The organism is Streptomyces sp. NPDC025638 (assembly GCF_055558775.1).
In genome coordinates this window covers 39,052-50,618 of record NZ_JBVHLX010000001.1, presented here as the reverse complement: position 1 = coordinate 50,618, position 11,567 = coordinate 39,052, and the positions used below count along the sequence as shown (strand labels likewise).

Genomic DNA, 11,567 nt, shown 5'->3' with positions numbered 1-11,567 from the left:
ACTACAGAAAGAGCAGAATGCCCCGCTTCAGCATCATCGTCCCGTCCCATGGGGTCGCGGGCCGGCTGTCCCAGGCACTGGACTCGGTCCTCGCACAGTCCTTCGCCGACCTCGAGCTGATCCCGGTCTGCGACGAGCCCGGGTCCCCGGCCGCCGGCGTCGCCGCCGGTTACGCCGAGCGGGACTCCCGGGTGACCCCGGTGCACTCGCCGCCGGCCGCCGGTCTGAGCGGGGCGCGCAACACCGGGCTGCGGGCGGCGACCGGCGCGTATCTGCTCTTCCTCGACGGCGACGACGTGCTGATGCCCGGGGCGCTGACGGCCCTGGCCGCGCGGCTCGGGGAGACGGGCGACGTCGATGTCCTGTACTTCGAGTACGAGCGGACGCCCTGGTGGGACGGCGAGCCGAGCAATCCGGCGGAGCCGGTGCTGGCGCGGACCCCGGCCGGGGCGTTCTCCCCGGCCCAGGCACCCGGGCTCACCGGAGTCCAACTGCCGGCCTGGAGCGCCGCCTACCGCCGCTCCTTCGTCGCCGCGCACCGACTCACCTTTCCTGCGGGCCACTTCACGGACCTCGGCTGGGGCGGGCTGACGACGGTCGCCGCGGACCGGCTGGCGGTCCTGCGCTCGGTGCTCGTCCGCCACCGGCTGCGGCGGCAGGGCAGCAGGCTCAATCTGCCGGGCGCCCACCAGTCCGAACTGCTGGACCAGGTGGACCTGGTGCTGACCCGGGCCGCCGAGCGGAGGCTGACCGGCGAGCGGACGCGGCCGCTGTTCGAGCAGCTCTTCGCCACCGTGCTGAAGACCGCCGCCCACCCCGAGCGGCTGCCCTCCGGGCACCGGGCCTTCTTCCGCCGCGCCCGCCATCTGCACCGACGCCATCGCCCGGCCGGTTTCCGGATGCCGGGCGGGAGCGTGGGTGTTCAGCACCGGCTCCTTGCGGCGGGGGCGTACACCGCGTTCCACGCGCTGCGCGCCGCCAACCAGTCCGCGGCGAGGGCGGTCGAGCTGGTCCCGCGCCCCCGCATGCTGCGCACCCGCCTGCGCTACCGGATCCAGCTGCGCCGCCCCCTCGATGCCAACCTCGCCGTGTACTGCGCCTATTGGGGCCGCGGCTACGCCTGCAACCCGGCCGCGATCCACGCCAAGGCCCGTGAACTCGCCCCGCACATCCGCTCGGTGTTCCTGGTCGAGCCCGGCCAGGCGCACGCCATGCCCGACGGCGTCGACTACGCGCTGATCGGCAGTCGCCGCTACTGGGAGGTGCTGGCCCGCGCCAAGTACCTGGTCAACAACGCCAACTTCGCCGAGGAAGTCGTCAAGCGCCCCGGCAGTGTGCACCTCCAGACCCAGCACGGCACCCCGCTGAAGAAGATGGGCGTGGACCAGTCGACGTACCCGGTGGTGGCCGCCCAGACGGGGAGCTTCGCCAAGCTGCTCGGCCGGGTCGACCGCTGGGACTTCAACCTCTCCTCCAACCGCCACTCCACCCAGATGTGGGAGCGCGCCTTCCCGGGCTCGTACGAGGCCCTGGAGTACGGCTATCCGCGCAACGACGTGTACTACACGGCGACCGCCCACGACGTGGCGCGCATCCGCCGGGACCTGGGCGTGCCGGAGGGCAGCACCGCCGTGCTGTACGCACCCACCCACCGCGACCACCACACCGGCTTCGAGACCGGACTCGATCTGGAGGCCTTCTGCGAGGCGGCCGGCGAGGACGTCGTCGTCCTGCTGCGCGCGCACTACTTCTACGACCGGGGGCTCGGCAGGAGCAGCGGCCGGATCATCGACGTCACCGGGCACCGCTCCTCGGAGGACGTCTGTCTGGCCGCGGACGCGCTGGTCACGGACTATTCGTCGATCATGTTCGACTACGCCAACCTGGACCGGCCCATCGTCGTGTACGCCGACGACTGGGAGGTCTACCGGGAGACGCGCGGCGTCTACTTCGACCTGATGGAGGCCCCGCCGGGCCCGGTCGCCCAGACGCCCGAGGAGCTCGCCCGCGTCTTCCGCGACGGCTCGTACGCGGGGCCGGAGTCCAAGGCGCTGCGGGCCGCGTTCCGCGAGCGGTTCTGCCAGTTCGACGACGGTCTGGCCGCGGAGCGCGTCGTACGGCGGGTGCTGCTCGGCCGGCCGCCGGAGGCGATCCCGCCCGTGATCCCGCTCGCGGAGCGCATCCCCGCCCCCGCCGCCGCGACCCTCGTGAGGAGCTGACCGAGCCGTGCCCCGCTTCAGTGTCATCGTCCCCTGCTTCAAGGTGCAGGGCTTCCTGCGCGAGTGCCTCGACTCGGTCCTGGAGCAGTCGTTCCACAACATCGAGCTGATCGCCGTGGACGACTGCTCGCCGGACGGCTGCGGCGCGATCCTCGACGAGTACGCGGCCCGCGACCCGCGCGTGAAGGTGCTCCATCTGCCGGAGAACGTCGGCCTCGGCCGCGCCCGCAACGCCGGACTCCCCCACGCCACCGGCGACTACCTGTTCTTCCTCGACAGCGACGACACCCTCACGCCCGGCGCGCTGCGTGCCATGGCCGACCGGCTGGAGGAGACCGGCGACCCGGACGTGCTGGTCTTCGACTACGCGCGCACCTACTGGTGGGGCGGGACCCGCCGCAACGTCCTGGCCCATGTGCTGACCGAGGCGGGCGACGGCACCTTCACGGCCGCCGAACACCCGGAGATCCTCGACCTGTTGATGGTGGTGTGGAACAAGGTCTACAGCCGGGAGTTCGTCGAGCTGAACGGCTTCCGCTTCCCTCCCGGCTACTACGAGGACACGCCCTGGACCTTCCCGGTGATGCTCAGCGCCGGGCGGATCGCGGCCCTCGACCGGATCTGCCTGAACTACCGGCAGCGCCGCCAGGGCAACATCCTGTCCACCACCAGCCGCAAGCACTTCGACGTCCACGACCAGTACGCGCGGGTCTTCGCGTACATCGACGACCATCCGGAGCTGTGGAGCTGGCGGCCCTATCTGCACCGCAAGATGGGCGAGCACTGTCTCGACATCCTCGCCAAGCCGGACCGGCTGCCGCCCGGTGACCGGGCCGAGTTCTTCCGCCGTACCGCGGAGATGTTCCACCGGCACAGGCCCGCGAACGCGCAGGTCGACGGCGAGGTCGCGCTGCTGACGGGCTCGTACCCGGCCTACGTGGTGAGGCGGCAGTCCGGACGGGCGGGGCGGGAGCTCGGGCGACGGGGCCTCCAGGTCCGCCGCGCGGTGGCCGGCCGGGCCAAGCGGGGCTGGTCCGGAGTGCACTCCCGCCGCCCCCTCGACCCGGACCTCGCCGTGTACGCGGCGTTCTCGCACCTCGGGGTGCTCGGCGACCCGGCGGCCGTGTACCGCAAGGCGCGGGAGATCGCCCCGCACATCCGGGGGGTGTGGGTGGTGCGGGACGAGGAACAGGCGGCCCAGCTGCCCCCGGACGTCGAGCACGTACTCCTCGACACCCCGCGCTGCCACGCCGTCGCCGCGCGGGCGAAGTTCTTCGTCAACAACGCCAACTGGCCCGCCACCCTGCCCAAACGCCCCGGCAGCGTCGACATCCACACCCACCAGGGCACCCCGCTGAAGTACATGGGCGCCGACCTGCTGGACAAGCCGGGCGCCCGGCACGGCGTCGACGTGCCGTTCATGCTGCGCCGGGCGGACCGCTGGGACTACAGCCTGGTCGCCAACCGCCACTCCGAGCTGGTGTGGGAGCGGGCCTACCCCTGCCACTTCAGCTCGGTGCGCACCGGCAGCCCGCGCAACGACGTACTGGTGGACCCGGCCGAGGGCGCCGGTGCCGCGTTCCGCTTCCGGTACGGCATCCCGGACGACCACCGGGTCGTGCTGTACGCGCCGACCCGCCGCGACTACTGCCGGGGCGGCCATGTGGACCGGGTGGACCTGGCCCGGTTCGCGGCGGACCTGGGCGAGGGCAGCACCCTCGTCGTACGGCTGCACCCCACCCTCGCGACGGGTCCCGCGCGCGGGATGGGCCTGGCCGAACTGCACCGCCGGGGCGTGGTGGTCGACGCGACGGACGAGCCGCAGGTCGAGGAGGTCATGCTCGCCTCCGACGTGCTGGTCACCGACTACTCGGCCCTGATGTTCGACTACGCCAACCTCGACCGGCCGATCGTGGTCCACGCCGACGACTGGGACGCGTACACGGCGAGCCGGGGCGCCTATCTCGACATCACGGCGGAGGCGCCGGGCCATGTGTCGCGCTCCTACCGGGAGCTGGCGTGGCTGTTCACCTCCGGGTCGTGGCGGGACGAGGAGTCGGCGCGGCTGCGGGCGGAGTTCCGGGCGCGGTTCTGCGAGTTCGACGACGGGCGGGCGGCCGAGCGGGTCGTACGGACCCTGCTGCTCGGGGAGTCCGTGCCCGGGCCGGACGCCGCGCGGGTGCCGGGGCCGGCCGCCGGGCACGACCTGCTCGCCTCCACATGAGGCCGCGCACCTGGGTCCTGGTCCTGGCCGCCGTCTTCGCGGTGCTCCAGCTCGCGAACGTCACCGGCCGGGACACGCCCGACTCCAGGAACTATGTGTCGTACACGCTGAGTCTGGCGGGCGAGAGCAAGCGCGCGGCGGCCGCGGCCACCGTCGACTGGGTCTGCGCCGGCCGGGCGTCCCTCGCGCGCCGCAACCAGAGCGTGAACGTGGTGCGCTTCCATGGGCCGAGCCCCACCCGGCGGGTGGTCGCGCAGTGTGAGGCGGACGAGCTGCGGCTGGTGGACCGGCGGCTGCGGGCCGGGCAGACGGACGGGCACATCCCGCCGTTCAACGCCCCCCGTCTGCGGCGGATCTTCGAGGTGCGGCCCGGATATCCGCTGTTCCTGGTGCCGTTCGTCGCGGTGTTCGGCGTGACCTGGGGCGTGTGGCTGGCGAGTGTGGCCGTCACGGCCGCGGGCGGGGTCCTCGCGTTCCTGATCCTGCGCACCCTCGCGGTGCGGCTGCCGCTCGCCCTGACCGGCCAGGCCCTGTACTACGTCCTGCCGTGCGGGGCGACGGCCATGCGCCCGATGGCCGAGGGGCTGATGCTGGCGCTGACCCTGGGGGCGGTGTGGGGCTGCGCGCTGGCCCTGAACCGCCGGCCCCGGGCCGGGACGGCACTGGTCGCCGGCTGTCTGCTCGCACTCTTCGCCGTGAAGCACTCGCAGTCGCTGTTCCTGGGGCTGTGCCTGGGCACGGCGGCCACGGCGGTCGCGGTACGGCGCAGGCGACGGGGGCGTGCCGTGGGGCGCGGGGTCGCGGTGATCGCGGCCGCGGGCTGGTGCGCGGCGCTCGGCACGGTGCTCCTGGCGCGGCTGCTGCACTACCCCTCCGAGTCGGAGAGCCTCCAGGACCTGCTGACCGACCACTACCAGCGGCCGGACCGCGCGCGTCCGTGGCCGGAGTTCCTGCATCTGGAGTCGAGCTTCTGGATCGAGTGGGTACGGCGGCAGTTCATGGAGCCGCTGTTCGGGACGGCGCTGGCGGCCGGGGCGTGGGGCGCGCTGCGGCGGCCCGCGTTCGGCTGTTTCCTGCTGGCGGCCGCGTTCACCGGGATCCTCACCCAGGCCGGGCATCCCGACATCAACGTCTGGGGCGGGCGGCTGCTCGTGCTGGCCTGGCTGCTGCCCGTGGTCGGGGTGCCGCTGCTGCTGGAGCCGCTCGCACGGCACCGGCCGGCGCTGCCGGCGCAGGGGAAGGGCGAGCGCCAGGTTCACCCGGTGGGGTGAAGGGCAGCCGGGCTCGGCCGGGGTGACGGGAGCCGCGGCGGGCCGGGGCCGAGTCCCTGCCCCCGCTGCCCGCGTCGGCCCGCGCCGAGCGCCCCGCTGTCGTCCGTCGGCACCGGGTGCGCCGGCGGCCGCTCACGCGCCGGCGCGATGCGCCCGAGGAGGCGGGCGGTGCCTGGTGCCGACCGGACGGGGAGGCGCCGGCACGGGTCGTTCAGGGATGAGGTGTCACTCGATGACGAGGGTGACCTCGATGTTGCCGCGGGTGGCGTTGGAGTAGGGGCAGACCTGGTGGGCCTGCTCGACGAGCTTGCGGCCGGTCGCCTCGTCCACGGTGTCGGGCAGCTCGATGCGCAGGGTGACCTTCAGCGCGAAGCCCTCGCCCTGCTTGCCGATGCCGACCTCGGCGGTGACGGCGGCGTCGCTGACGTTCACCTTGGCCGCGCGGCCGACCAGGCCCAGCGCGCTGCCGAAGCAGGCGGCGTAACCGGCGGCGAAGAGCTGCTCCGGGTTGGTGCCCTCGCCGTTGCCGCCCAGCTCCACCGGCGGGGCCAGCTTGAGGTCGACCCGGCCGTCGGAGGAGACCGCACGGCCGTCGCGGCCGTGGGTGGCGGTGGCGACAGCGGTGTAGAGCGCGTCCATGGAAGACCATCCCTCTCGAAGTCACGTTCCGGCGGCTCTGGTCCGGCCGCCCTCACGACCACAAGTAGAGCACACAATTAAGTTGTACACAACTGAATGGGCCTCGGCAGAGCTACCCTGGACCCATGACCGCCACGCCCGTTCCCGCCGCCGAGGCCGACTGGCTCCGCCTGGACCGCCAGATCTGCTTCTCCCTGCACGCCGCGTCCCGCGCCTTCAACGGCGTCTACCGCGTGGTCCTCAAGGACCTCGGGCTCACCTATCCGCAGTACCTGGTGATGCTGGTGCTGTGGGAGCACGGTGACCTGCCGGTCAAGAAGCTCGGCGAACACCTGCGCCTGGACTCCGGCACGCTGTCACCGCTGGTGAAGCGGCTGGAGGGGGCCGGTCTGGTACGACGGGAGCGCAGCGTGCGCGACGAGCGCTCGGTGGATGTGCGGCTGACCGACGAGGGCGCGGCGCTGCGCGAGCGGGCGCTGCAGGTGCCGCGTCGCATCGCCGCCTCGACCGGTTTCGGGATCGACGAGATCAACGACCTGCGGGACCGCCTCGACCGGCTCACGACCGCCCTGGACTCGGCCGCGCTGGAGGGCGCACCGGACTCCCCGTAGCGAGGTGGCGGCGGACGTACAGCCGGATCGCCACCCGGTTCCGCACCGTCTCCGCGCCGACCGCGAACTGCCCGTTCAGGACGTCGAGTTTGACCCGCTCCACGGGATTGCGCGGCCGGCGGGGCGCGTCGAGCATGTACCGCTCGGCGACCACCCACACCCGGTCGAGCCCGGCCAGCCGACGCCGCAGGAGGTGCGCGTCCACCTCGGTGCCGTACAGCGTCCCCGACTCGGGCGCCCCCACCGCGAGCGCCACGTCCCGCGTGCCCCGGAATCCCGCCGGATACGTCAGTGCCGCGCCGCGCGCGTGCGAGGGCAGGAACAACACCGGGTCCCCCGGCCGAAGTTCGTGGGAGGCGGCCACGGAGACTGCGGCCAGGTTGTCGGGGCGGTGGCGCGGAAGGCGGTCATCGCGGAGCAGGGGCAGCTGGTGGGTGAAGGCTAGGGCGAGGGCGAGGACACCCGTGAGAGTGAGGAACGAGGAACCGGATCGCACCCGAAAGGGTGAACCGGTCCACAGTCGCGCCAGTGCCACGGCCACCCGATCGGCGCCGGTCGCGATCAGCAGCGGCGCCCCCGCGAGCGCGTAGAGCACATACCGGTCGACGTACAGCGGCGAGGACTGCGAGGCGAGCATCAGCGTCACCGGCGGCACCACCGCCAGGGGCAGCGCGATGCCCGCGCAGGTCACCTCCCCGCGCCGCCCGGCCAGCCGGGTCATCCCGACCACGGCGAACGCCAGGCAGGTCCAGTACACCTGCGACGTCGGCCCGGCGAACGCCCGCAGCAGGCCCTGTGCGCTCTCCAGCGTCGGCTCGGTGAGCCACGCGAGCTGGGCCGACTGGGCGTGCGAGACGGCCACCATGGGGAGCAGCGTCAGGGCGACGGCGCCGGCCGCGCAGCCCCAGCCCCGCCACACCCGCCGGCGCACCCGCGCGATCGCGAGCGTCACGGCGTGGGCGAGGAGCAGCAGGACCGCGAGTTCGTGCAGCCAGCAGGTGACGCCGAGGACCGCACCGTACGTCCACCAGGACCGGCCGCCCGCCGTGACGGCCCGTACGAGCAGCAGGGTCGCGCCCGTCGCGCCGGCCGCGACCAGCGCGTACGAGCGGCCTTCCTGCGCGTAGTGGCCGGCCATCGGGGTGATGGCGTACAGCAGCCCGGCCCACAGCCCGACCCGCGGCCGGACCAGCCGGGCGCCGAGCGCGGCGACCAGGCCCGCGGTCGCCGCCGCGCCGCACACCGACGGGAGCCGGAGCAGGACCTCGCCGGGGTGCGGGGCGAGGACGGCGTGCATGAGCAGGTAGTACAGGCCGTGCACCGCGTCCACGCCGTGCAGCAGCCGCCAGATCTGCGGCACCGTGCGCCGTGCGACCTGGAAGGTGACGGCCTCGTCGCGCCACATGGCGCCGCGGTCGAGCCCCCACAGCCCGAGTAGGGTCATCACGGCCACGGGGACGGCCACGGCCAGTGCCTCGGCACGGCGGACGACACGGCCCGGCGACGGATTCGCCGGCGGTGCCGACCGTGCTCTCGGCAGCCGTTTCCGCGCCGGGTCCAACGGCGGTCTGAGCGGGGGCCCCATGTTCACCACGGCCCGATCTTGTGCGATTAGCCAACCTTTGCCGGGTATTGACGGCGTATCAGCACTATTACACCATCCGCGCGGCTTACGCTCCGGGGTGATGAACCGCCGTCACTTTCCCCTCGCGTCCCTGGCCGTCTCCTGGCTCGCCACCCGCGCCCTGATGCTGTGGCTGCTCGCCCACAACACCGAGCCCGTGCTCGGCCGGGGCGCGGTGGCGCGCGAGGTGTGGCGACTGTACTTCCACTGGTACGAAACCCTGTCCCACGGCTCCTTCCCGGCGCACGACACGCTGTGGCAGTACCCGCCGGGCGCGGGCGCGGTGCTGCTGTCGCCCGGACTGCTCCCGGACCTGACGTACTTCCAGGCCTTCGTGGTCCTCACGCTGGCCGCAGACGCGCTGGTCACGGCGGCGCTGGCCCGCGCGGGCACGCGGCCAGGGCGGAGCCTGCTCGGGGCCGCCCTGTGGATCGGCGGGCTGCCGCTGCTGCTGCACCTCCCGCTCGCCCGGTACGACGTGCAGGTGACCGCCCTCGCCGTCCTCTCCCTGTTGACGATGTCCCGCTCCACACGCGTGTGCGGGGCGTTCGCGGCGCTGGGCGCCCTGGTGAAGGTGTGGCCCGCGCTGGTGCTGCTGGGGACGCCCAGGGGGCCTGCGACGCGCTCCGCGTGGACGTGGGCGGGCGTGACCGGGGCCGCTTCGCTGGGGCTGTTCCTCGTCTCGTTCAACAATCCATGGGCCTTTCTGCGGCAACAGGGCAACCGGGGCGTGCAGATCGAGTCGCTCGGCGGTACGGCGCTCAGCCTGGCGCGACACGCCGGCTGGCCGGGCAGGGCCCGCTACCAGTACGGCGCGATCGAGCTCGTCGGCCCGTACGTCTCCGCCGTGGCGACCGCCTCCCTCGCGCTCACGGCGGCCGCCTTCGCGCTCCTGCTGCTGTGGCGGGTGCGGGCCCGGCACTGGACCGAGGCGACACCGTTCGACGCCGCGCTGTGCGCCGTCCTGCTGTTCACGGTCACCAGCAGGGTCATCAGCCCGCAGTACATGATCTGGCTGGTCGGTCTGGCCGCCGTCTGTCTGACCTCGCGGCACACCGTCCAGCGGCCGGTCGCCGTGCTGGTGCTGGCGGCGACCGCGGTGAGCGCGGTGGCGTACCCCGCGCTGTACGCCGAGGTCGTGGGCTGCACCTGGACGGGCTGTCTGCTGATGCTCGTCCGCAACGGTCTGCTGGCGGCCGCCGCCGTACTGTCCTTCGTGCGGCTGTGGCGCTCCGCACGGCCCCCGGCCGGAGGGCCCGCGCCCATGACCGAGCCACGCTCCGGCTCCGGCCGGCTCGCGCATCGAGCGCTGAGCGCGCCCTGACGGGAGTTCGCGCACATGTCCGCCCCTCCGGATGCCTCGTCCCGCGCCCCTCGCGCGGGTGTCGTCGTCATCGGCCACAACGACGCGGCCCATGTGAGGGACGCGGTGCGCTCGGCGCTCGCACAGGGGACCGCCGTGCGGGAGGTCGTCGCCGTGGACGACTGCTCCACGGACGGCAGCGCCGAGCTGCTCGCGGAGCTGGCCGCCGGGGAGCCGCGGCTGACGGTGGTGCGCCGGCGGGTCAACAGCGGGGGCTGCGGCAGCCCGCGCAACACCGGCCTCGACGCGGTGACGGCGCCGTACGTGATGTTCCTGGACAGCGACGACGTACTGCCACCGGGCGCGGTGAACGCCCTGCTCATGGCCGCGACCGGGACGCACGCCGAGGTGACCGGCGGGCTGTGCGTGCGCCGTGAGCTTCCCTCGGGGCGCGAGCGCCCGTGGCAGCCGGCGCTGTACCGGGCGCACTCGGTCGTCGTACGCCCTTCCCTGCGCCCCCGTCTCGTCCACGACACCCTCTGCGTCAACAAGCTCTACCGCACCGGCTTTCTGCGCGAGCACGGCATCCGCTTCCCCGAAGGCCGCTTCCTCTACGAGGACTTCGTCTTCACCGCGCGCGTGCTGGCCGCCGGACCGCGCATCGCCCTGGTGCCGGACCCGGTGTACGTGTGGCACGTGCGCCGCACCGCCGACCGGCTCTCGCTCTCCCTGGACCGTTCCGCCATCGACAACTGGCAGGCGCGCACGGAGGCCTGCGCGCTGGCGTACGACATCCTGCTGGGCGCCGGGCAGAAGGAGTTGGCACGGGCGGCGCGCGCCAAGTTCCTCGACCACGAACTGCGCATGTACGCGCGCGAGCTGGGGTTGCACGACGTGCACTACCAGCGCGCGTGGTGGGCGCACACCCGGGCGTATCTCGCGCGCTACGACGCGACGGACTGGGAGCTCGATCCGGCCGCCCCCGGCCGTCTGCTCGCCCGGGTCGTCCTGCAGTCCGCCGAACCGCGCGACCTCCCCCGCCTGAGGGATCTGGCCGCCCGCCCGGCCCGGCTGCGCCCTCCCTACGCCCGTGCCCCCGACGGCACCCCCGTCTGGTCCGACACCCTCCCCCAGGTCACGCTGGCTCCCCTTCTGACCCGCCCCGTCCACGTCCTTCCCCTGGCCGTCGACGCGGAACTGCGCCCACGCGCGCGTGCCACCCGCCTGCGGCTGCGCCTGCACGAGTTGTACGGGCGGGTGGCACAGGCGGGCCCGGAGGCGGTGGAGGTGGAGTGGCGGGGCCGGGAGGACGGCCGTACGTCCCTCTCCCGCACGTCGCCGCTCGTCCCGTCCCGCGACGGCACATGGTCCGCGGAGGTACCCCTCGAACTCGACGCCCTCGGCACGGGCACCTGGGATCTGCGGCTGCGGCTGCGCTTCGCCCACGGCGTGCACCGGGACGTCACGGCGCACGCGGTCGCGGGCGCCGGTCTGCTGCGCCGGCGGGCCGTTCCGAGCGCCCGGCACGGTGTCCTGCTCGTACAGCCGTACGCCACGCACTCGGGGGCGCTGGCACTGCGCGTGGCAGCCGGGACACGGGGAGTCGTGGCCGTGGCCCGCGGAAGGCTGCGGCGCCTGCTTCACTGAGATCCGATCGGGTCACTCTACGAGGGGAC

Annotated in this window: 8 protein-coding genes; 6 read left to right on the top strand and 2 right to left on the bottom strand. The window is 73.5% G+C overall.

All coding sequences use genetic code 11. The features are described from left to right. The first annotated feature begins 17 nt into the window (after nt 1-17). The 3 genes from ACZ4EG_RS00185 to ACZ4EG_RS00175 are packed head-to-tail and all read left to right on the top strand — an operon-like array spanning nt 18 to nt 5,714. Complete coding sequence (locus tag ACZ4EG_RS00185) at nt 18-2,219, top strand: bifunctional glycosyltransferase/CDP-glycerol:glycerophosphate glycerophosphotransferase (RefSeq protein ID WP_467788977.1); 2,202 nt, start codon at nt 18-20, stop codon at nt 2,217-2,219. A gap of 7 nt (nt 2,220-2,226) precedes the next feature. Beyond that, nucleotides 2,227-4,443, top strand: coding sequence for a bifunctional glycosyltransferase/CDP-glycerol:glycerophosphate glycerophosphotransferase (locus tag ACZ4EG_RS00180; RefSeq protein ID WP_467788976.1), 2,217 nt, complete (start codon nt 2,227-2,229; stop codon nt 4,441-4,443). Next, nucleotides 4,440-5,714, top strand: a complete 1,275-nt coding sequence (locus ACZ4EG_RS00175) for a hypothetical protein (protein WP_467788975.1) — start codon at nt 4,440-4,442, stop codon at nt 5,712-5,714. Before ACZ4EG_RS00180 ends, ACZ4EG_RS00175 begins: the two co-directional genes overlap by 4 nt. Nucleotides 5,715-5,939: 225 nt before the next feature. Here ACZ4EG_RS00175 and ACZ4EG_RS00170 read toward each other — a convergent pair whose 3' ends face one another. Next, nucleotides 5,940-6,353 carry an organic hydroperoxide resistance protein gene (locus ACZ4EG_RS00170; protein WP_390706915.1) on the bottom strand — a complete coding sequence of 138 codons (414 nt, stop codon included), beginning with the start codon at nt 6,351-6,353 and terminating at the stop codon, nt 5,940-5,942. Nucleotides 6,354-6,478: 125 nt separating this feature from the next. Here ACZ4EG_RS00170 and ACZ4EG_RS00165 point away from each other — a divergent pair, with 125 nt between their 5' ends. Next, nucleotides 6,479-6,964, top strand: a complete 486-nt coding sequence (locus tag ACZ4EG_RS00165) for a MarR family winged helix-turn-helix transcriptional regulator (RefSeq protein ID WP_453557108.1) — start codon at nt 6,479-6,481, stop codon at nt 6,962-6,964. On the opposite strand, the gene ACZ4EG_RS00160 is transcribed toward ACZ4EG_RS00165, so the two are convergent. Beyond that, nucleotides 6,912-8,408 carry a glycosyltransferase family 39 protein gene (locus ACZ4EG_RS00160; RefSeq protein WP_467788974.1) on the bottom strand — a complete coding sequence of 499 codons (1,497 nt, stop codon included), beginning with the start codon at nt 8,406-8,408 and terminating at the stop codon, nt 6,912-6,914. The two genes, ACZ4EG_RS00165 and ACZ4EG_RS00160, sit on opposite strands and share 53 nt — an antisense overlap. Nucleotides 8,409-8,649: 241 nt before the next feature. On the opposite strand from ACZ4EG_RS00160, the gene ACZ4EG_RS00155 reads away from it, so the two are divergent. Both ACZ4EG_RS00155 and ACZ4EG_RS00150 read left to right on the top strand, forming a co-directional pair. Continuing rightward, nucleotides 8,650-9,912, top strand: coding sequence for a glycosyltransferase family 87 protein (locus ACZ4EG_RS00155; protein ID WP_467788973.1), 1,263 nt, complete (start codon nt 8,650-8,652; stop codon nt 9,910-9,912). 15 nt (nt 9,913-9,927) lie between these two features. Next, on the top strand, nt 9,928-11,538 hold the full coding sequence (locus ACZ4EG_RS00150; protein ID WP_467788972.1) for a glycosyltransferase family 2 protein: 1,611 nt from the start codon (nt 9,928-9,930) through the stop codon (nt 11,536-11,538). Nucleotides 11,539-11,567 lie beyond the last annotated feature (29 nt).

What these genes read in the sequence shown, in the direction of transcription:
- ACZ4EG_RS00185 (WP_467788977.1), top strand. Translation starts at nt 18, where the DNA reads ATGCCCCGCTTCAGCATCATCGTCCCGTCCCATGGGGTCGCGGGCCGG.
- ACZ4EG_RS00175 (WP_467788975.1), top strand. Translation starts at nt 4,440, where the DNA reads ATGAGGCCGCGCACCTGGGTCCTGGTCCTGGCCGCCGTCTTCGCGGTG.
- ACZ4EG_RS00170 (WP_390706915.1), bottom strand. Translation starts at nt 6,353, where the DNA reads ATGGACGCGCTCTACACCGCTGTCGCCACCGCCACCCACGGCCGCGAC.
- ACZ4EG_RS00165 (WP_453557108.1), top strand. Translation starts at nt 6,479, where the DNA reads ATGACCGCCACGCCCGTTCCCGCCGCCGAGGCCGACTGGCTCCGCCTG.
- ACZ4EG_RS00160 (WP_467788974.1), bottom strand. Translation starts at nt 8,408, where the DNA reads ATGACCCTACTCGGGCTGTGGGGGCTCGACCGCGGCGCCATGTGGCGC.
- ACZ4EG_RS00155 (WP_467788973.1), top strand. Translation starts at nt 8,650, where the DNA reads ATGAACCGCCGTCACTTTCCCCTCGCGTCCCTGGCCGTCTCCTGGCTC.
- ACZ4EG_RS00150 (WP_467788972.1), top strand. Translation starts at nt 9,928, where the DNA reads ATGTCCGCCCCTCCGGATGCCTCGTCCCGCGCCCCTCGCGCGGGTGTC.